The following is a 21827-nucleotide window of genomic DNA, read 5'->3' as shown; positions in this document are numbered from 1 at the left end:
GCTGGTCAGGCTTTGCACCGATCAGCTAGCTCTCCCCTTCATCAGATAAAATAGACAGATCGATCAGATAGTCTTTTAGCACCGCTTTAATAGTCGTGTCCGGGCCCACTACCTGGATCCCTAAAGACACGTTACCCTCTGCACTTTCGATAATACGACACACTTTGCCTTTAATCGCCGATGCATTGTCATCTTTACCTTCAATCAGCACTTCACAGTTTTCTGATTCCAGGTCATCGGGTAAATGCTCTTTTTGAATATCGAACATCATACCCGACAGAGAAATGTCTTTGATCACACCCACTTCATTGTAGTCTGATAACTGTAATATGGCAGGTATAAGTGCTGGTACGCGGGTTTGGGCACGCAGTTGATAAGTTTGTACTTCATGAGGGTAGAAAAGAAAAATAAGCCGCGCGGGGTGATTACTAATGGCTTTAATGTTCTCTTTGAAAGCAATGATCTGACCATCGCTGTCTTCTGGCAGGGCCCGGACGATGATTTCCGTCCCCGTCTTCACATAATCTGCCGCCGCGCCGAGTCGCTTAGGGTTGGGATAATTTAAAATAATATACTGGTCTTCAAGCACCCCGATAAACTCTGTACGGACGCGTTTGCGACTAGCTGGCATCACAATTTCAATATCAATCAAACTGCCTGCCGGGATCTGCGATAAGTGCTTCCTGCTCCGTTGCGTTTTACGCCTTAACATCTTGTAACCCTACTAACGACTCTGCCCATAGTGTAGCAGCAAAATCCCTTTTAGATAACGGTAAGTACCCAATAAAGGAGCTGATTTAATCTTATTGCAGGTATCCCTTTAATAATACAGCAGCATCTCTAAGCGTCATCATACGGCTTTGCGCTTCCAACGTACTTAACGCCAGATGCTGCTCATAGTGCTCTGTGAAAAACAACATAGGTTCGGCATTGCGCTTCGTGATAAAGGTAATCCCAAGCGTTTGTTCATGCCCATTGCATGTCAGACGACCAGTTTGGTTCTTCATAACCAAAGGTGGCAAAGTGCGCGTTTGCCACAAGGCATTCTCGGAGATGATACCAATCACACACTCGCTGACTTCGACACCATCATAACGCAACAGTGGCACGTTGCCGTGAGCAGACGGAATGCCGTTATCATACTGTAGACATCCAGCTCCACTCATATACTGATTTAGCTGAGCCACACAGTCAGTTAAGTCACTGGCGCCGTCGCACAGGTTTACCTGGCTGACTATCCCTGCTTGTATTGCTTTATATTTATTTTGATGTGACATGGCAAACATCTCGGCCATTCCTCATAGTTTTGTTATCTGGCAACACCCACCATCCTGTGTGGGTAGACTATAAAAGTAGGGGATTTAACCCTGACGATACAAATATGACATCAGCGCTAATGAAAAAATGCATTTTTTGCACTTTTTTATATATTTTTTTAACCGCAATTAACCAAAGAAAGGAAAAAATTTACACACCAAGACGTAAACCACTGATTTTAGTTGATTCTTACTTTTTAAAAGTTAGATTGAAAAATATAAAAAGTGCGTTTAATTCACAAATATACCTTTATCAGGGCCTTCAGAAAGAAGTCAACTTGGGATATGTGCAAGTGGTAGTAGAAACTCCAAGTCTTCCACGGCGGTGTATTGTGGCTCGACCATCCAACTGAGATTAGTGCAGAAAGCCATCCATGGCGGTGTATTCCGGCTCGGCCATCCACGGCTCGGCGCCCCCGGCCTCGCGTTCGGCCAGCTAATTTAGATTGGTGCAGAAAGCCATCCGTGGCGGTGTATTTCGGCTCGACCGTCCAAGGTCTCGCGTTCGGCCAGCTGCGATATGCCACTGGCATATCGGTCTGACCTCACCCACGCCAGAACGTGGGGGTAAACAGGACCAGCAAGGTGAAGATTTCCAGGCGTCCAAAGACCATGGCGATGGTCAGGATCCATTTTGCAGAATCGGGAATATCGCCGTAATGTGCGGCTACATCACCCAAGCCCGGGCCCAGGTTATTCAGACAGGCCGCAGTGGCAGAGAAAGCAGTAATGTTATCCAGACCAGTGCCCAATAGCGCAATCATGATGATCACAAATACCAGCGCATAAGCTGAAAAGAATCCCCATACCGCTTCTACGACTTTATCAGGTAACGCTTTACGGCCCAGCTTAATAGAATAGATAGCACGCGGATGAACCAGGCGGTTAAGCTCTCGGATCCCCTGCAGATAGAGTAAAAATACCCGCACTACTTTCATACCTCCGCCCGTAGAGCCTGCACAACCACCAATAAAACTGGAAAAAATCAACAAAATTGGCAGGAACAAAGGCCAGGCAGCAAAGCTGTCAGTAGCAAAGCCCGCAGTGGTACTGATAGAAACCGCCTGAAACAGAGCATGATCCAGAGTCTCGTCTCCATTGCTGTATACCTGCTTGGACGACAGTACAGCAAAACACAGCACCACCAGCGCCAGCTGAATAAACAAAAAGACTTTGAGCTCGGGGTCCCTAAAATAAACTTTGATATTTCGGCCCGCCACGGCCGCATAATGCAAGGAGAAGTTCGCCGCAGCAATAAGCAGGAAGAACACGCAAATGGCGTTGATCATCGGACTGTCGAAGTAACCTATCGAGGCGTCATAGGTTGAGAACCCACCGATGGCGATGGTCGCAAAGGCATGGCAAATAGCATCAAACCAGCTCATACCCGCCCAGGCATACGCCAACGTACAGGCCAGTGTCAAAGTCACATAGATATACCATAAATGCTTGGCGGTATCGGCAATGCGCGGCGTCATCTTGGAGTCCTTTACCGGCCCTGGCGTTTCAGCCCGGTACAGCTGCATGCCACCTACGCCGAGCATAGGCAGTACGGCAACGGCCAGTACAATGATCCCCATACCGCCGAGCCACTGTAGTTGCTGACGATAGAAAAGCACCGACTTAGGTAAATACTCGATACCTGTCAGTACCGTCGCGCCTGTGGTTGTCAGACCGGAGAACGCCTCGAAGACGGCATCGGCAAAAGACAGGTTAGGCTCACTTAAGAAGATCAGCGGCACGGCCGCGAAGGCACCCAGTACCAGCCAGAACAAAACCACGATCAAAAAGCCCTCTCTGGCCTTCAGGTCGCCCTGCTCTTTGCGGTTCGGGTAGTAGGCCATCAGGCCAATCAGGACACTAAAGATAAATGCCAGAACAAACGGCACACCGCCGCCGTCCTTGTAGATCAAAGACACCAGAGCCGGAGGCACCATAGTCAGACTAAAGAGCGCAACGAGCTGTCCGAGTATCTTTATAATGGTACGAAATTGCATGGCGCGATTCGCGAGTTATTGTAATTACACCTGATTGTCTAATACATCACTCGGTTAGTAAACCGCGAAACACCGCTCAGGGCTGTTTGATCGTCAGCGAGACGGCACCGTGAGTGAGATCGTACACCGACGCCATGGCCGTTTTAGCTTCCCGGCTGTCTAGTTCAATTTCCCAGCGGATCGTCGCGCCGTACTGTTTATCTATATTCAGCACAGTGTACTGGCTACTGAGGTGCTGCTCTATACTTCCTTGCAATGCATAATCAGATTCACCCACCAGCTTACTTGCCGGGATCTTGATTTGTGTTGGCAATGTATCCAGAGCATTATTGAGTGTCCCGCCATAGGCTCTCACCAAGCCGCCTGTCCCCAGCTTAATCCCGCCAAAATAGCGAGTTGTTACTGCGGTGATCTCTCCCAGACCGGAGCCAAGTAGCACATTCAGCATCGGCTTACCTGCGGTACCATTGGGCTCCCCATCGTCTGAAAAGCCCAATACATGACTGCCGCCCGGTGCACCCGCGATATGAGCCCAGCAATTATGTCGCGCATCCGGATACTGCTCGTTAATAGCACGAATAAATGCCTTGGCATCAGCAATTGTAGGCGTATGGGCAATATGCACAATAAAGGTGCTTTTCTTGATTTCTTCGTGATGGGAAATGGGACTACTGGGAATGGCGTATTCAGACATGAGTATTCAACAAAAAGACAGGGAGCACTTGGCTCCCAGTTTAACACAGTTTAGTTTGGTGCAGAGTAAAGCCTAGTCCAGCGCCAGATCCCGAGTCATATTTTCGAGACGATCATCATGAACAATAATATTGTCCTCGATGCGAATGCCACCATACGGCTTAAACGCGTCAACCTTGTCCCAGTTTACATACTGTTTGTTGTCGGTTTGTGCCAGGTCGCCCAGCAGTGAATCAATAAAATACAGACCAGGTTCAATCGTGAACACCTGGTTGGCTTCAATCTTACGCGTACAGCGCAGGAACGGATGCCCTTCCGGCGGTGCCTGATGCGTGCCCAACTCATCTGCCATAAAGCCACCCATATCGTGAACCTGTAAGCCAAGGTGGTGGCCCAGGCCATGCGGGAAGAAGGTCGAGGTTATGCCCTGATCCAGGATCCCTTCTACACTCAAACCACGCACAATATCGAAATCGATCAGCACCTGCGCAACGCGCTTGTGGCAATCCAGGTGTAGCTCGCCATACAGTTTACCTGGCTGTAATGCCTGGCCCAGTTCAATCTGGTGGGTGTTCATGACCTTGATCAGATCGGCAAACTCGCCCTTACGGGCAAAGTCATAGGTACGAGTAATATCCGATGCATAGCCATTAAAGTTGGCACCGGCATCGATCAAAAACGACACATGCTGCTGCGGGGCGCGGCGCTCAAAATGGGTGTAATGCAAAATGGCACAGTTCTCGTTCAGTGCCACAATGTTGCCGTACGGCGTGTCGTTTTCCATATGTTCTGTGGCCTGCAGGTACGCCTGCTGAATGCCATACTCAGACTCTTTGGCATAAAAAGCGTCACGCGCGGCCTTGTGACCCAGCACAGCCAGGCGGTTGGCTTCACGTAAACAGGTCAGTTCATAACTGGTCTTGTAGGCACGGTGAAAGTGCAGATAGTTCATCACCGGCTCAGGGTTCATCTGAGTAAAGCCCAGTGCCTGTGCCACCTCAAGATACTCACCAATATACGCCAGGCTGGCTTTATCGTAAGGTAAGAATTGTTCAACCTGGTCGGGCTGAAGCAGCAGCTGAATATCAAAATAGTCAGCCCAGAAGTCGCTTGGCTCATCCGGTACTTTGTGCCAGAAATCCACCGGACGGTAGAAGATCAGCTTAGGCTTATCTGTGCCATTAACCACCAGCCAGCAGTGTGGATTATCGATGACCGGTAACCACGCTTTAAATTGTGGGTTCACCTTGAACGGATAATACATATCATCCAGAAACTGGCGCTTGGCTTGCCCTGAGTGGATCACGAGTCCATCGAGGTTCTCACGTTCAATAATGGTCTTCGTACGCTGTTGCAGCGTTGCAATATGCTCGGCATACAAGTTTGCTAATTGTTCCATTGGTGTACCCATTTTTATTTAATTCGCTTGTGACTGAGTCTAACATAGCGCCACCGGTTTAAAGAAGTAAAGTAGCCCGCGGTCAGCCCCGCTATCGCAAGACAGACCAACAAACCCGCCCTTCTACTTACCGCCGATCTGCATATCCAGGATCCCGGCCAGAATGTTGCCCTCACGCCCTAACTTGGTGTGATAGACCTGCCGATACGCCATCACGTTTTTTACGTAATCACGGGTTTCCCGATAAGGGATCAACTCGATCCATAATTCCGCTGGCATGGCCTGTTGCGGGATCCAACGCTTCACCCGGTGAAAACCGGCATTGTAAGAAGCCGTAGCAAGGATCTCATTGCCCTTATTCTTACCCTTAAGGTAATCGAGGTAATCCGTACCAAGGCGAATATTGGTGGCAGGCCTCATCAGCTGACGCGTCGATACCCTTGATTTAGCAACATATTTAGCTGTACTGGGCAGGAGTTGCATCAATCCATATGCATCGGCATGCGAGCGGGCATCCGGGGCGAATGAACTTTCTCTGCGGGCGATCGCAAAACTCCAAGCCAGATCCACGTCATTACGCTCACTGTAGCGTTCAAACAAATCATCAAACGCCATTGGGAATCGCAGGTCGACATAGTTCCAGGCTTTTATCTGCGCCAGGGTATAAATGGTACTGTCGTACCAGTCAAGCTCTGCAGCCAATACCGAGGCTGCCAGCTTTTCCGCCGTACTTGAGGTGTTAGTCAGATAGTTCCACTCACGCCGCGCAGCGGTAAAGCGCTCCAATTCATAAAGGGCTTTCGCCCGCTTAAATCCGGGCGCCTGCGACACTTTTGCAACGATGCTGGGTGGCACATTGAGTGGCTCGGCATTGAGTTGCGCAGGTAAGCCCAGTCTTGCAGCGGCAAGAAAACCATAGTAATCACGTTTTGGGGCAATCTCCTGCCACAAGGCCTGAGCCTTCTCCATCTGATTACGTTTGGCATAACTGTAGCCCAGCCAGTATATTTGCCCGTTACTTAAGTTATCCATACCCGTGAACAACACCGCGATCCCTTCCCAGTCCTGTTCTTTGAGCATGTTACTCATCAGCCACTGGCGTAGCTTCTTATCCTGCATCTCCTTAGGAACTTTATTCAACCAGAACTTCGCCTGATCGTGCCCTTTAGACGCCAGTGCTAAGGCAAAGCGATAGGCTACACTGTCCTGCTGCGCCTGAGTAAAGGTAAACATCTCCTGCAATTTGTCCCAGGCCCGCAGTGCCAGCTTAGGATCGCGCCAGATCAAGCGGCGCACACCATACACGGCAATTTCAGCCTCTCTGGGGGTACGCTTCTTATAGCGGTATAAGCCTGCTGAGGCGCTGGGATCGCGACGCACCTTAAGATACAGATCCGCCAGGTAGGCTTCATTGCGCGGCAGCAGGGTTTTCAGATACTTCAGCAAAGAGGACTGGCCACCCTGCGCTGCGTGGGTGATCCTTTGCCATACCAGCTCTTGTGTCCGATACCCGGCTTTTTGCCATTGACTAAACAACTTGTCGCAGGCTTTCGGCTGTGATTTACCAACCACCCATAAAGGCTCCACCTGATCCAGAATGGCTTTTTCCGGCGCCCCCAGATCAAGTTGAAACTGTAAATAGGTACATTTCAGCTCTGCATTACTGGTGTCCTGATAGTGCTCAATAAATAAGGCTTTTTTGTTGCGCCGCTTAAGGTAATCCAGCCAGCTCTTACGCACCATCCAGTCCAGCGGCGTGTGATCGTACACAGATAAAAAGCGCCCTATCTCGTCCTGATATTTAAGTTTGGGGTGACGCTTATAGAAAGTCGCCTCGACATAAGGCTTGAGCGGATGATCGAGCTCGCCAAGCGAGCGCTTAAAGGCCTGATAATTACCACTCCAGGCCACCCGCTCTGCGTCTTTAAACGCCTGATGCGAGTCGGCAGCCTGACCCAGGTGACTCCAGGCACCACTGCACACCGCAAGACAGGTGGCAGCAATACGACTAAACCATAATTTCATAGTGCTTTAACTTTCATTCTCTTGATTGGCAGTCAATGTTCTGGGGCGTTTAAAATGCATGAAAATAAGGCCCACTCCAAAACACCTTCCTTTCTCTGAGTTCCCTGCCCGGGCGCACTGTGTGCGCACTGAACAGCCCTGTGTTTCACACCAGACTATTGTGCGGCAACTTGCCCGAAGCTTAACGTCCGGACGAACTCGTCACCCGGAAAATATTCAGCCAAACCACCTTAGCATTGTGCCTAACCCTTTGCAGTAAACCTGCGGTAAATTTTTCATTGCAATTTTCTTTTAAAGACGCCACACTGGATGAAATGACAACTCATCGTACCAGTGTAAAAACACGGGAGAACATGTATGTTAATGAAACGCGAGTCCTTTGTAGTGGATTTCTGCAAAGGCAAAATCGCTGAGTTTAAATTTTGTATGCCAGGTTCGGTCAACAAATTGTCTCAGCAAACCCTGCAAGATTGTCATGCGGCGCTCAAAGAGTTGGCGCAACGCGATGACATCGACGGCCTGATCTTTAGCTCCGACAAAGACCACTTTATTGTTGGCGCAGACATCTTCGAATTCCTGCCTACCTTTGACCGCCCGGAAGCTGAGCTGGTTGAGTGGATCAAAGCGGCCACTGACGTATTTGACGCGTTAGAAGATTTACCATTCCCAACTCTGTCAGCAGTCAATGGCCTGGCACTGGGTGGCGGCTGTGAGTGGGTACTTGCTACCGATTATCGTATTGCCTCTGACAGCGCCAAGATTGGCCTGCCGGAAGTAAAGCTGGGCATTATGCCGGGCTTTGGTGGTACTGTGCGTCTGCCGCGTCTGATTGGTGCAGACAACGCGATGACCTGGATCACCACAGGTAAAGAGAACCGCGCAGCCGATGCCCTGAAAGTAGGCGCAGTAGATGCTGTGGTTGCTCAGGATAAGCTGATGGACGCGGCACTGCGTACCATGGAACAAGCGGCAGCTGGCAAACTGGACTGGCGCGCCAAACGTCAGGTTAAGCTTGACCCGCTGAAAATGAACCGCGTTGAGCAAGGCATGAGCTTTGCAATGGCTGAAGGCATGGTAATGGCCAAAACCAAAGGTCACTACCCGGCACCTGTGATGGCGGTTAAAACCATCAAGACTGCTGCCAATATGAGTCGCGACGAAGCCATGGCCGTTGAGAACGCGAGCTTCGCCAAGCTGGCCAAAACCGCTGAAGCGGCGGCGCAAACCGGGATTTTCCTGGCCGATCAGTACATCAAAGGTGTTGCTAAGAAACAAGCTAAGCAAAGCCAGACTGATATCAAACAAGCTGCGGTACTGGGCGCTGGCATCATGGGTGGCGGTATCGCTTACCAGTCAGCGTACAAAGGCACGCCGATTGTCATGAAAGACATCAGCCAGGGCGCACTGGACTTAGGCATGGGCGAAGCGGCCAAACTGCTGGGCAAAAAAGTCGAGCGTGGCCACATGAAGCTGGACAAAATGGTCGGCACACTGGCGCAGATCAAGCCGACGCTTAATGACCGAGACCTGGAAGGCAGCGACATCATCGTTGAAGCAGTTGTCGAAAATCCGCAGATCAAGAAAACCGTTCTGGCCGGTCTTGAAAAACAATTGCCACAAGGCACTATCCTGACTTCAAATACCTCAACCATTCGCATTGACGAACTGGCTGAAGGACTGGAGCGTCCTGAGCACTTCTGTGGTATGCACTTCTTTAATCCGGTACCAAAAATGCCACTGGTTGAAATCATTCGTGGCGCGAAAACGTCGGATGAAACCGTTGCCGCGGTTGTCGACTATGCACTGAAACTAGGCAAGTCGCCGATTGTTGTGAACGACTGTCCGGGCTTCTTCGTGAATCGCGTACTCTTCCCTTACTTTGCCGGTTTCAGCCAGCTCGTCGTGGAAGGTGCTGACTTCACACAAGTCGATAAAGTGATGGAAAATGTCTTTGGTTGGCCTATGGGTCCGGCTTACCTGCTGGACGTTGTGGGTATCGACACAGCCAATCACTGTACTGGCGTGATGGCGGATGGTTTCCCAACCCGCATGGCACGTCAGGAAAAAGATCCGGTTGCCCATCTGGCCAACGCGAATCGCTATGGACAGAAAAACCAGAAAGGTTTCTACCAGTATGCGCCTGATCGCAAAGGTCGCCTGAAGAAGAGTAAAGACGCTGACGCCGTTGCCCTGCTGAGCGAGATCTGTGATGCGCCGGCACAATTTGACAAACAAACCATCATCGAGCGCTGTATGGTACCGATGATCAACGAAGTCCTGCTGTGTCTGCAAGAAGGCATTGTTGCCTCACCACAAGAAGCCGATATGGCACTGATCTACGGTATTGGCTTCCCGCCGTTCCGCGGTGGTGCATTCCGTTATCTGGACCAACTGGGTCTGGCAGAGTTCGTAAAAATCGCCGATAAGTACGCACACTTAGGCGAAATCTATCAGGTGTCGGAGCAAACCCGTGAGTGGGCAGCTGCCGGTAAAGTATTCTACAAAGTGGAGGGTCAATAACATGGAACAGGCAGTAATCGTAGATTGTATTCGTACGCCGATGGGCCGCTCCAAAGGCGGTGTGTTCAAACACAAACGTGCTGAAGACCTCAGTGCCCACCTGATGAAAGGCCTGCTGGATCGCAATCCGGCAGTGGCACCGGATTCCATCGATGACATTTACTGGGGGTGTGTACAACAAACTCTGGAGCAAGGCTTTAACGTCGGTCGTAATGCCGCCCTGCTAGCTGGCATTCCACACACAGTACCAGCGGTCACGGTCAACCGCTTATGTGGCTCATCCATGCAGGCACTGCATGATGCAGCACGTGCGATTATGACTGGCGCCGGCGATACCTACCTGATCGGGGGTGTTGAGCACATGGGCCACGTTCCTATGACGCACGGTAATGACTTCCACCCGGGTCTGTCGACTTCAGTTGCACAAGCCGCCGGTGTTATGGGTCTGACTGCGGAATACCTGGCCACCCTGCACGGTATTAACCGTGAGCAACAGGATGCCTTTGCAGTGCGCTCACATCAGCGCGCCCATGCAGCCACGGTTGAAGGCCGTTTTGCGCGTGAAATTTTACCAATGGAAGGTCACGATGCCGATGGTGCGCCAGTACTGGTTGAACACGACGAAGTGATCCGCCCGGAAACCACCATGGAAGGCCTGAGCCAGCTTCGCCCTGTATTTAACCCGGCTTCGGGCACAGTCACAGCTGGTACATCATCAGCTCTGTCGGATGGTGCTTCAGCCATGCTAGTCATGAGTGAAACGAAAGCCAAAGAGCTGGGCCTGCCAATTCGCGCACGCGTTAAGTCGATGGCGGTTGCAGGTTGCGATCCATCCATCATGGGTTACGGTCCGGTTCCTGCCAGCCAGAAAGCGCTGAAGCAAGCAGGCCTGAGCATTGAAGATATCGATGTAGCAGAACTGAATGAAGCCTTTGCTGCACAGTCTTTACCGGTACTGAAAGACCTCGGTTTGCTGGATGTGGCAGATGAGAAGGTGAACCTCAATGGTGGCGCGATTGCGCTGGGTCACCCGCTGGGCTGTTCAGGCTCACGGATCAGCACCTCTTTGATCCATATAATGGAAGACAAAGGCGCGAAGTATGGCCTGGCGACCATGTGTATCGGTCTGGGTCAGGGTATTGCAACCGTTTTCGAGCGTGTTGAAGACTAAGCTAAAACGACATTCCCTAAGATTTAACTTGGTGACCAAGGCAAGCTGCTTCGTGTAGCTTGCCTTTTTTCGTGATCGGGTATCTGAACTTGGATATTTATTTGTCACTTCAGGCGCGCTAGAATAGGCGCTTTATTTTTAAAGGGTACCGCCATGAACTTTGACAACACTGACCACACTCTCGATGCGATTGGCTTACGATGCCCTGAGCCCGTGATGATGATCCGTGGCAAAGTGAGGAAAATGCAAGAGGGTGAAACTCTGTTGATCCTGGCAGACGACCCGTCTACTACCCGGGACATTCCCAGTTTCTGTGAGTTTATGGATCACACGCTGGTGGCGAAAAAAGTGGATAGCGTCCCTTATCGCTATCTGGTGAAGAAAGGGAAATAACCGCAAAGCTGGTGCAACAACCCCACCAGCTATTTTTATTCTCAGACTACACGAGAATTGGACATTCAACGCAAGAATACCAACCACGATGCCAGGTCGCTAATTCTTGTTGCGGATTACCACCATTGATTGCCGGTGTCGCCTGCTCTGCCAGAACTTGCTTGCCAGAAAGTTGTTTGACTGCTTTTTTATTTAGTTTGATTTTCATTGTATTTCCTTGTTTTTATATTGTTTAACTCTGAATTAACAATAACAGAACAATTCAAAAAGCTCAATATTCGAGCAAAATAAATTACGCAACAAATATCCCTTTCCCGATATTAATGCGAACCGGTATTAATCACGCTGCACAATGATCTGTGGAGTTGCTCCTCTTAAATCCAGCGAAATTCGATACCAGCCCTTTCTGTCAGGCATAAATCCAAAGTAATTGTACACAGTGTCACAATCCGCGATAACCGGTTTACCCAGGCTCACTTTGCCATCATAGCGAAAACCGCAGTTATAACCTGGTGTCCATTTCGCATCGGCAATTTTAAATTCGTACACTTTTCCCGGACTCATAAAGCGTACTCGTACACTGTACAATCCCGTCTTAGCCTGTGTTAGCCGATAGACTTCGTCTGCATCCCACAAAGTAAAATCGCCACGCAAATACATCGGCCTGTCCATCACAAGAGATGCACCGGTACTTGTTGTCACCTGCCCAGAGGAATTATCCACTGGCTGATGTGGGGCCGTCGAACAGGCGCTTAAACCCAATGCCATTACCAAAGCGATGATGTGCTGTTTCATTTTTAATCCCGATCACAAAAATAAAAGCCAGCACGAATGCTGGCTTGTTTTAAGATTGGCTGTCTTAGTTTTGTAAGACAGAGATATCGGCCGTGTTGAGGAACAAACGGCTCAGCTGGCTAAGCAGTGCGAGGCGGTTTAGCTTAACCGCTTCGTCGTCTGCCATTACCATGACGTTATCAAAGAAGTTGTCTACTGCTTCGCGCAGGCTTGCCAGACGCGTCAGTGCTTGCTGATAATCGCCTTGCGCATAAACCGGTGCCAGTTCATCAGTCAGTGCCGCCACTTCTTTCGCCAGCTGCTGCTCGGCGGCTTCTGACAACAACGCCGTATTGATCTCAGCATCGCTGGTCACATTGTTTTTCGCCAGAATATTATTAACACGCTTATTCGCAGCAGCCAGTGCATCTGCCTGCTCCAGCGTTCTGAAGTGACTCACGGCTTTCACGCGACGGTCAAAATCAACCGGCTGAGAAGGACGACGTGCTAGTACGGCCTGGATCACATCAACAGCAATTCCCTCATCCTGATACCAGGCACGGAAACGGCCCAGCATGAACTCAAATACATCTTCAGCTACATTGTCGTTGCTCAGCTTGTCGCCGAACAATGTACGAGACTTTTCGACCAGTGCATGAATGTCCAGCTCGAGCTCTTTTTCAACCATAATACGCAATGCACCAATGGCAGCACGGCGCAGGGCAAACGGGTCTTTATCACCTTTGGGGATTTGGCCAATGCCAAAGATCCCAACCAGAGTATCGAACTTGTCTGCCAGTGCCACGGCACAACTGATTGGGTTTGACGGCAGGGCATCGCCCGCAAAGCGCGGCATATATTGCTCATTCTGTGCAACAGCGACCTCTTCGGCTTCACCGTCGATGCGTGCATAGTGCATGCCCATCACACCCTGCACATCGGTGAACTCCATGACCATTTCAGTCATCAGATCCGTTTTACTCAACAAACCAGCGCGTTCAGCCAGTGCTTTATCTGCACCCAATTGCTCAGCAATAAAGCCAGCCAAAGCAGCAATACGCTCGGACTTGTCTTTTAATGTGCCCAGTTGCTTTTGGAATAACACAGTGCCTAGTGACTCCAGACGACTCTCCAGAGTTTTCTTCTTATCTGTCTCAAAGAAGAACTGCGCATCCGCCAAACGCGGACGAACTACTTTCTCGTTACCTGAAATAACAACGCTCGGATCTTTACTTTCGATGTTCGAGACAAACAGGAACTTGTTGATCAGCTTGCCTGCTTTATCCAGTAGCGGGAAGTATTTCTGATCGTCTTTCATGGTGTAGATAAGCGCTTCCGCAGGAACCGACAGGAACTCTTCCTCGAAAGACGCCACCAAAGTTACCGGCCACTCAACCAACGCCGTCACTTCTTCAAGCAGGTCTTCATCCATTGCCACAACCGCACCCAGCTTGTCTGCTTCTGCATTGATCTGCTCACGGATAAGTGCTTTACGCGCTTCGTAGTCGGCAATGACATACGCCCCTCTCAGGGTCTCAAATGCTTCATCGGCGTGATTAATGCTCACTCGTTCAGGGTGGTGAAAACGGTGACCCTGCAGCTGGTTTGAAATGGCTTTACCTAATACTTCGCCTGTTACAACTTCACTGCCGAGTAACGCAGCCACTGTGTGTACCGGGCGAATAAATTGCGTTTTGTTAGCGCCCCAGCGCATAGGTTTTGGGATAGGTAGTTTTGCTAATGACTTGGCAATGGCATCAGACAACAAAGCACTGGCCTGCTGACCCGCTACGGTTGCGCGATGTAACAACCAGGCACCTTTGTCGGTTTCCAATGTCTCGGCTTCTGATACTTCAATACCACAACCACGTGCCCAGCCCATTGCAGCTTTAGTCGGATTACCGTCGGCATCGAACGCCGCTTTTGTTGCCGGGCCTCTTTTTTCAACGACTTTATCCTGCTGCTGGGTTTGTAAGTTAGACACTTTTAAACCTAAGCGACGCGGTGACGCGTACCAGCTAATATTTTCAAATGCCAGCTCAAGACCGGTCAGTTCTGCCTGCATATTCTCGGCAAATGACTCTGCCAGCTTGCGTAAGGCTTTCGGCGGTAACTCTTCAGTTCCAATTTCAACTAATAGATTTTCTGTGGTCATGATTAATCCTTACAAAGCGGGAATCCGAGTGCCTCACGGGCCTCATAATAAGCCTGTGCACAAGCCTTAGACAGCGCACGCACGCGCAAAATATAGCGCTGACGTTCTGTCACAGAAATCGCATGACGGGCATCTAACAAGTTAAATGCGTGTGATGCCTTCATCACCTGCTCATAGGCCGGCAATGGCAGCCCCGCTTCGATCAGTTTCTGACTTTCCAGTTCACACTGATCAAACTGCTTGAACAGCGCATCAACATCCGCATGTTCAAAGTTGTAGGTTGATTGCTCGACTTCATTCTGGTGGAACACATCGCCATAAGTCACGCGGCCCATAGGACCATCAGTCCAGACTAAGTCATAGATACTGTCTACACCTTGTATATACATTGCAAGTCGCTCTAAACCATAAGTGATTTCACCCGTAACCGGCGAACACTCCAGGCCTCCTACTTGCTGGAAATAAGTGAACTGAGTCACTTCCATACCATTGAGCCAGACTTCCCAACCCAGACCCCAGGCACCCAGAGTTGGTGACTCCCAGTTGTCTTCAACGAAACGTACTTCATGAGTCAGAGTATCGATGCCAAGCGCTTCCAGAGATCCCAGATACAGCTCCTGAATGTTTTCAGGTGATGGCTTCAATACCACCTGGAATTGATAGTAGTGCTGCAGGCGGTTTGGGTTTTCACCGTAACGACCATCGGTCGGGCGACGACAAGGTTGTACATATGCGCTCGACATTGGCTCCGGGCCAATAGACTTGAGAAAAGTCAGCGGATGAAATGTCCCCGCACCCACTTCCATATCCAGTGGCTGCGCGATCACACAGCCTTGCTGTGCCCAATAGTCCTGTAAAGCCAGGATCAACCCTTGGAAGGTTTTGATATCGTATTTTTGCATAGTTGGCTTATTTTTGTATGGTACATGGAACCCGATTTGCTCAATAAAAACCGCAAAGCATCGGGCTAATTATGTCTGAAAATTATGCTCAGTATACCGCGAGCGCCGCGCTGTTTTAAGCGTTATCACTAAAAAAGCGTGTAAAAATACCGCTCACCCGCACTCTGATTTATGTAAGGTTTGAGAAGTTACGCTTTTATCCTTTGCTCACAATGCTCATCACAGAGCGCAAAAAAGCCACCCCTGAGAGGTGGCTTTTTATCGAGTGTCATGAATTGTGAGAATCTATATCATCAATGATGAGCACTCACACACACTTGTTTATACATCCAGGTTTACAACACGTAGCGCATTTTGCTCGATGAAATCGCGGCGAGGTTCAACCTGATCACCCATCAGAGTTGCGAACAACTGGTCGGCCGCAATGGCGTCTTCAATGGTCACTCGTAACATACGACGAGCTGTAGGATCCATAGTAGTTTCCCACAACTGATCAGGGTTCATCTCACCCAATCCTTTATAGCGTTGTGTATACAAGCCACGCTTAGATTCAGCAATCAGCCAGTCCAGTGATTCTGCGAATGTTTCGACAGGTTGGGTCTTTTCGCCCCGCTGAACATAGCCACCTTCGCTGATCAGATTAGCTACGGCCTTACCTGTATTCACGATACGTGCATAATCTTTCGAGGTAATGAAGTCATAATTCAGTGTATATGCTTTATCTACGCCGTGCTGACGGATATTGACCACTGGGTAGTACATATGACGCTCATCATCGTAGCTCACTTCAGCGCTGTAGATAGTGGCATCTTCATCATGTTTATCCAGATCAGCAACAAACGCCTGAATCCAGCTTGTTACTTTTGCTTCATCACTCAGATCGGCTTCGCTCAGCTCATTCTGGTATAACAGACGAGACATCATGGCACGCGGATATTTACGCGTCAGGCGGTCGATGACATTCAGAGTTTTCTGATAATCATGCACCATATTTTCCAGACGGTTACCTGAGATGGCCTCTGCACCTTCACTTGAGTAGATGCTTGCGCCATCCAGGGCTAAGGTCGTCAGGTAATCTGTCAGTGCACTGTCGTCTTTAATATAGCGCTCTTGTTTGCCTTTTTTCACTTTATACAGCGGCGGCTGAGCAATATAAACATAACCACGCTCGATGATTTCCGGCATTTGACGATAGAAGAAGGTCAACAGCAGCGTACGAATGTGCGAGCCGTCGACGTCCGCATCGGTCATAATAATAATACGGTGATATCGCAGTTTTTCCGGATCGTATTCGTCACGGCCAATACCACAACCCAATGCAGTGATCAGTGTAGCAACTTCCTGAGAAGACAGCATCTTATCGAAACGCGCCTTTTCAACATTCAGAATTTTACCTTTCAGTGGCAAAATAGCCTGATTCTTACGGTTACGGCCCTGCTTGGCCGATCCACCCGCTGAGTCACCCTCCACGATGTAGAGTTCAGATTCAGCTGGGTCGCGTTCCTGACAGTCAGCAAGTTTGCCAGGCAAACCTGCTAAATCCATAGCACCCTTACGACGCGTCATTTCACGGGCTTTACGCGCCGCTTCACGGGCACGTGCCGCATCAATGATTTTGCTTACAACTGTTTTAGCATCACTCGGGTTTTCTAGTAGATACTCTGTTAGCTTTTCAGCCATAGCTTGCTCAACAGCACCCTTCACTTCACTTGAAACAAGCTTGTCTTTAGTCTGAGATGAAAACTTTGGATCTGGCACTTTAACACTCACTACAGCAGTTAAGCCTTCACGTGCATCATCACCTGTCGCGTTGCTTGCTGTTTTAGCTTTCTTGTTAAAACCTTCTTTTTCCATGTAGTTGTTTAGCGTACGAGTCAGGGCACTACGGAAACCCGCTAAGTGAGTACCGCCATCACGTTGAGGAATGTTGTTAGTAAAACAGTAAATATTTTCCTGGAAGCCATCATTCCACTGCATGGAGACTTCAACACTTATACCGTCTTCACGTTCTGAAGTGAAATTGAATACGTTTTGATGAACAGGTGTTTTTTTGCGGTTCAAGTATTCAACGAATGCCTGAATACCACCTTCGTACTTAAAGTGGTCTTGCTTATTGTCTTCTCGCTCATCGCTGAGAATAATGCTCACACCAGAGTTCAGGAAAGACAGCTCACGTAGTCGCTTTGCTAAAATATCGTAGTGGAAGTTGGTATCAGAGAAAGTCTCGGCACTTGGCCAGAATCTCAGCTCAGTTCCGGTGCTCTCAGCTTCGCCAATCACTCCCAGTGGCGCATCAGGCACACCCATAGTGTATTTCTGCTGATGCACTTTGCCATCACGGCGAATTGTTAGTTGTAGTTTTTCTGAAAGTGCATTTACAACAGAAACACCTACACCGTGTAGGCCACCTGATACTTTATAAGAGTTGTCATCGAACTTACCGCCTGCGTGTAGCACGGTCATGATGACTTCTGCCGCAGATACCCCTTCTTCTGGGTGCAGTTCCGTTGGGATACCACGGCCATTATCGCGTACTGACACAGAACCATCAGTATGGATGGTAACGAAGATATCGTCACAGTGTCCTGCTAACGCTTCGTCGATTGAGTTGTCAACGACTTCGAAGACCATGTGATGTAGTCCAGTACCATCATCAGTGTCCCCGATATACATTCCTGGACGCTTCCTTACCGCATCCAATCCCTTCAGTACTTTAATACTCGATGAATCGTAATTATCAGACATGGTGTATTCCAATTATTTTGTTATTAAGCGGCCATGTTCCACGTGGAACATCTCAACATTTCGTTTCATGGGTTCCACAATGGCCTGGATACTTTCGGAGCTTATTGCAGTAATAAACAGCTGTGACTGACATTCTGCAAGTAACTGAGCGATACTGAGCATCGTATCCTGGCTTAGCTCCGAAGGTAAATCGTCGATCAGCAATATGGATTGCTTCTCGGTCTCGGCCTCAATCAAATTATTCTGTGCAATCTTTAACGCATAAAGAGTCAACTTTAATTGACCCCGAGACAGTATATTTTCAACCCCGTGACCGTTTGCATAGAAATTAAAATCAGCTTTATGCGGCCCTTTAGTTGTATAGCCAAGCTTGCTATCTCGCTCCAGTTGGGCGTTTAGCACATCAGCCAAGTCCCCTTTCCAGCCAGCGTCATAGCGCATTTCAAGGCCTTTAAAGATGGGGCTTATATCCCCTATCTTATCAAAAAAATGGCGCTCAAACCTACTTATATACGCCTTTCTGAACATATTTATTTGCTCTGCCAGACGTATAAACTCTCTGTCCCAGGTACGTATCTGAAGCTGGTACTGAGCAGGCTTCGATTTAAGTAAAGCATTGCGCTGCTTGAGCACCTGATTGAAGTTTTTCCAGACGCTATAAAATTGATGTTCCACGTGGAACACTCCAAGATCTAGAAACTTTCTCCGCTCTTTTGGACCTCCAAAAAACAATTCATAGCTTTCTGGTGTTATCACCTGTGTTGGTAAAATCTGCGCCAATTCAGCGATTTTTCGACTCGACTGTCCTTGGATCCGTAACTGGGTTTCGCCTTGAAGATCTTTACTAATTCCAATGGGAATGGACAAACTATGAAGTTGTTTTTTTCCATGAACGACACACTTAGCCTGCTCATGACGGATCATAAGCTTGTGTTTGTTAGTTCTGAATGAGCGCCCATTGGAAAGAAAATAAATGGCTTCAAGCAGGCTGGTCTTACCGCTGCCGTTCTCACCCAAAATGATATTGATCTGATCGCTTGGCGAAAAAGAAAGGGCCTCAATATTACGAAAATCATTGAGGCAAATTTGGATTAAACTCATTTAAGAGTGCACACCTGATTCTAAAGGCGCATTGGCATAACGACGTACATAGCTGAATCGTCGCTCGCCCCTTCAATCAAGGCACTACTGTTAGTATCAGCTAATGTAAATTGTACATCTTCCGTTTTAAGCGTGTTTAATACATCCAGCAAGTATGACACGTTAAAGCCAATTTCCAGGTCATCCCCCTGATACTCAACTTCTACGGTTTCTTCCGCCTGCTCCTGCTCAGGGTTATTAGCACTGATCTTTAACATACCATTCGACAGATTGAGACGTACACCTCGAAACTTTTCGTTCGACAGGATGGAGACTCGCTGAAACGCACTACGCAGCCATTCACGGTTCGCATTCACAAGCTTATCACCTCCGCGGGGCAATACTCGGCGATAGTCAGGGAAGCGACCATCCACCAGCTTACTGGTCAAAGTAAACTCGGGATCCAAAATACGAATATGATTGCTACCAAATTGAATGGTCAAAGGTTCATCGTCAGCTGGCAACAAACGCATGATCTCTTGAACCCCCTTACGCGGGATGATCAACTGACGCTGTGTATTAAGTGATTCCGACAACTGATGTTGTGCAATCGCCAGACGGTGACCATCGGTCGCAACCGTTTTAATTTCACTGTTGTCGACCTCAAAGGACATCCCGTTCAGATAGTAACGTACGTCCTGGTTGGCCATTGAGAAGTGCGTCGCTTCTAACAGTTGGCGTAGTTCCAACCGCGTGATCTGAAATTCAACCTCACCATCCCACTGCTCAAGATTTGGAAAATCTTCCGCAGCCAAAGTTGTTAAAGAGAAACGGCTTTGGCCACTGGTCAAAAGCAATTGATGTTCCTGACTGCTTAATTGCAGTAAAGATCCATCCGGTAAACTCTTACAGATATCGAGCAATTTTTTTGCAGGCAAAGTAATACTTGCATTGGCAACTTGCTCTTCCAGCGTGACGTTCGCAACCAGTTCAATCTCTAAGTCAGTGCCCGTCATAGACAACACACCTTCTTTTACCTCAACCAAAACGTTGGATAAAATAGGCAGTGTGTGTTTTCGCTCAATGGCTCCCGAGACCTGCATCAAGGGTTTTAAAAACTGTTCTCTTGAAATCGTAATTTGCATACTAGGCCCTTAAGACGACAATGTTCTGATCAGGTTTTGATAATCTTCTTTCACTTCGTGACTTTCATCACGCAGTGCTTTCACTTTGCGACACGCGTGTAGCACGGTTGTGTGATCGCGCCCGCCAAAAGCATCACCAATTTCAGGCAAACTGTGATTGGTTAGTTCTTTAGACAGCGCCATCGCCACTTGTCTTGGTCGAGCAACTGATCGACTCCGACGCTTAGACAATAAGTCAGACACTCGGATCCGGTAGTACTCGGCCACTGTACGTTGAATATTATCAATCGTGACCAGCTTATCCTGAAGTGCAAGCAAATCGCGCAGCGCTTCTTTTACAAATTCGATGGAAATGGGTCTGCCGGTAAAGTTCGCATTAGCAATCACCCGGTTCAGTGCCCCTTCCAACTCACGCACGTTGGAGCGTAATTTTTTGGCAATAAAAAAGGCGACTTCATGGGGCAGATTGATATTACTCTGCTGTGCCTTTTTCATAAGAATGGCAACTCTTGTTTCCAATTCGGGTGGCTCAATGGCAATCGTCAGGCCCCAACCAAAACGAGACTTAAGTCTATCTTCAACCCCTTCGATTTCTTTTGGATATCTGTCCGACGTAAGAATGATCTGCTGATTGCCTTCTAATAAGGCATTAAAAGTGTGAAAGAATTCTTCCTGCGAACGCTCTTTATTAGCAAAAAACTGAATGTCATCGATCATTAGCGCATCAACACTGCGATAGTAACGCTTAAATTCTTCAATGGCATTGTTCTGTAACGCTTTAACCATGTCCTGAACAAAACGCTCAGAATGCATGTAGACAATTTTTGCGTCTGGCTTCTTATCTATGATGCCATTGCCTACCGCGTGTAACAGGTGAGTCTTGCCCAGGCCTGTACCGCCATAAATAAAGACCGGATTAAACGCAGAGCCCGGGTTATCAGCAACCTGAGTTGCAGCAGCTTTTGCCAGCTGGTTCGATTTACCCTCAACAAAATTATCAAACGTATAGTTTTCTTTGATGTTGGACTTAACCCCAGATTTTGGGGCGGGCTCCACTTTAGCCGGGCTAGAGGCACCCACTGGTGATGCCGCCGGCTTATTCACCGCTCCGGCTTGTGTACTCAGACTACTTTCACCTGAAGCAGGCGCACTATTGACCGCGCCAATAGGTTTACTACCTACATCAAATCGCAGCTCAGGTGCTTCGTCACCACAGATCTCTGTCAGTAGTTCACTGATGCGATTTAAATACTTTTCTCTCACCCAGTCCAAAACAAATCGATTTGGCGCATAGATGGTCAAGGTATCTTCGGTACTTTCTGCTTGTAGTGGCCGCACCCACATATTGAACTGCTGAGAAGGCAGCTCATCTTGCAAAACATATAAACAACTTTGCCAAACCGACAGATACACGTCGCACTCCGAAATAGTTAATATTCCCGTACATAAAAACTCAGGATATCGCAGGATTTACCAACAAGGTTATACACAGCTAATCCAAAGGATCGACGG

The 21827-nt window shown here is 48.7% G+C and carries 17 protein-coding genes; 3 read left to right on the top strand and 14 right to left on the bottom strand.

What is annotated here, in order from left to right; genetic code table 11:
- Nucleotides 1-25: 25 nt before the first annotated feature.
- The 6 genes from ELR70_RS04985 to ELR70_RS04960 all read right to left on the bottom strand — a co-directional run bounded on the left by ELR70_RS04985 (nucleotide 26) and on the right by ELR70_RS04960 (nucleotide 7430).
- Complete coding sequence (locus ELR70_RS04985) at nucleotides 26-712, bottom strand: flagellar brake protein (RefSeq protein ID WP_054016215.1); 687 nt, start codon at nucleotides 710-712, stop codon at nucleotides 26-28.
- A gap of 91 nt (nucleotides 713-803) precedes the next feature.
- Complete coding sequence (locus ELR70_RS04980) at nucleotides 804-1286, bottom strand: hypothetical protein (RefSeq protein WP_054016214.1); 483 nt, start codon at nucleotides 1284-1286, stop codon at nucleotides 804-806.
- A 575-nt stretch (nucleotides 1287-1861) separates the two neighbouring features.
- Nucleotides 1862-3313 carry a TrkH family potassium uptake protein gene (locus ELR70_RS04975; protein WP_046004757.1) on the bottom strand — a complete coding sequence of 484 codons (1452 nt, stop codon included), beginning with the start codon at nucleotides 3311-3313 and terminating at the stop codon, nucleotides 1862-1864.
- A gap of 76 nt (nucleotides 3314-3389) precedes the next feature.
- Complete coding sequence (locus tag ELR70_RS04970) at nucleotides 3390-4007, bottom strand: YigZ family protein (protein ID WP_054016213.1); 618 nt, start codon at nucleotides 4005-4007, stop codon at nucleotides 3390-3392.
- Between the two features lie 72 nt (nucleotides 4008-4079).
- Nucleotides 4080-5405 carry a Xaa-Pro dipeptidase gene (gene pepQ / locus ELR70_RS04965; RefSeq protein ID WP_054016212.1) on the bottom strand — a complete coding sequence of 442 codons (1326 nt, stop codon included), beginning with the start codon at nucleotides 5403-5405 and terminating at the stop codon, nucleotides 4080-4082.
- Nucleotides 5406-5528: 123 nt separating this feature from the next.
- The gene (locus ELR70_RS04960) at nucleotides 5529-7430 is read right to left on the bottom strand and encodes a transglycosylase SLT domain-containing protein (protein WP_054016211.1); all 1902 of its coding nucleotides are present in this window, start codon (nucleotides 7428-7430) and stop codon (nucleotides 5529-5531) included.
- A 357-nt stretch (nucleotides 7431-7787) separates the two neighbouring features.
- On the opposite strand from ELR70_RS04960, the gene fadB reads away from it, so the two are divergent.
- The 3 genes from fadB (at nucleotide 7788) to tusA (ending at nucleotide 11514) form a co-directional block, all read left to right on the top strand.
- Nucleotides 7788-9950 (top strand): fatty acid oxidation complex subunit alpha FadB, encoded by a 2163-nt coding sequence (gene fadB, locus ELR70_RS04955; RefSeq protein ID WP_054016210.1) that lies wholly within the window; start codon nucleotides 7788-7790, stop codon nucleotides 9948-9950.
- 1 nt (nucleotide 9951) lies between these two features.
- On the top strand, nucleotides 9952-11121 hold the full coding sequence (fadA, locus tag ELR70_RS04950; protein WP_054016209.1) for an acetyl-CoA C-acyltransferase FadA: 1170 nt from the start codon (nucleotides 9952-9954) through the stop codon (nucleotides 11119-11121).
- A gap of 153 nt (nucleotides 11122-11274) precedes the next feature.
- The gene (gene tusA, locus ELR70_RS04945; protein ID WP_054016208.1) at nucleotides 11275-11514 is read left to right on the top strand and encodes a sulfurtransferase TusA; all 240 of its coding nucleotides are present in this window, start codon (nucleotides 11275-11277) and stop codon (nucleotides 11512-11514) included.
- Nucleotides 11515-11560: 46 nt separating this feature from the next.
- Here the strand turns inward: tusA and ELR70_RS24765 are convergent, their stop codons facing one another.
- The 8 genes from ELR70_RS24765 to dnaA all read right to left on the bottom strand — a co-directional run bounded on the left by ELR70_RS24765 (nucleotide 11561) and on the right by dnaA (nucleotide 21728).
- Complete coding sequence (locus ELR70_RS24765) at nucleotides 11561-11722, bottom strand: hypothetical protein (protein WP_160317403.1); 162 nt, start codon at nucleotides 11720-11722, stop codon at nucleotides 11561-11563.
- 128 nt (nucleotides 11723-11850) lie between these two features.
- A complete protein-coding gene (locus ELR70_RS04940; RefSeq protein WP_054016207.1) occupies nucleotides 11851-12309 on the bottom strand; it encodes a hypothetical protein in 459 nt (152 codons plus the stop codon).
- A 64-nt stretch (nucleotides 12310-12373) separates the two neighbouring features.
- Complete coding sequence (gene glyS, locus ELR70_RS04935; RefSeq protein WP_054016206.1) at nucleotides 12374-14443, bottom strand: glycine--tRNA ligase subunit beta; 2070 nt, start codon at nucleotides 14441-14443, stop codon at nucleotides 12374-12376.
- Nucleotides 14444-14445: 2 nt separating this feature from the next.
- Entirely contained in the window at nucleotides 14446-15345 is a 900-nt protein-coding gene (gene glyQ, locus ELR70_RS04930; protein ID WP_054016205.1) for a glycine--tRNA ligase subunit alpha, read from the bottom strand.
- Nucleotides 15346-15666: 321 nt separating this feature from the next.
- The gene (gene gyrB, locus ELR70_RS04925; RefSeq protein ID WP_054016204.1) at nucleotides 15667-18090 is read right to left on the bottom strand and encodes a DNA topoisomerase (ATP-hydrolyzing) subunit B; all 2424 of its coding nucleotides are present in this window, start codon (nucleotides 18088-18090) and stop codon (nucleotides 15667-15669) included.
- Nucleotides 18091-18102: 12 nt separating this feature from the next.
- Nucleotides 18103-19191: a DNA replication/repair protein RecF gene (recF, locus tag ELR70_RS04920; RefSeq protein ID WP_054016203.1), complete on the bottom strand. Its 1089-nt coding sequence runs from the start codon at nucleotides 19189-19191 to the stop codon at nucleotides 18103-18105.
- A gap of 20 nt (nucleotides 19192-19211) precedes the next feature.
- Nucleotides 19212-20315, bottom strand: a complete 1104-nt coding sequence (dnaN, locus tag ELR70_RS04915) for a DNA polymerase III subunit beta (RefSeq protein ID WP_054016202.1) — start codon at nucleotides 20313-20315, stop codon at nucleotides 19212-19214.
- Between the two features lie 9 nt (nucleotides 20316-20324).
- Nucleotides 20325-21728 carry a chromosomal replication initiator protein DnaA gene (dnaA, locus tag ELR70_RS04910; RefSeq protein WP_054016201.1) on the bottom strand — a complete coding sequence of 468 codons (1404 nt, stop codon included), beginning with the start codon at nucleotides 21726-21728 and terminating at the stop codon, nucleotides 20325-20327.
- Between the last annotated feature and the right edge of the window lie 99 nt (nucleotides 21729-21827).

Origin of the sequence: Pseudoalteromonas sp. R3, assembly GCF_004014715.1 — a bacterium.
Lineage (GTDB): Bacteria > Pseudomonadota > Gammaproteobacteria > Enterobacterales > Alteromonadaceae > Pseudoalteromonas.
This window is presented reverse-complemented; position numbering and strand designations above follow the sequence as displayed.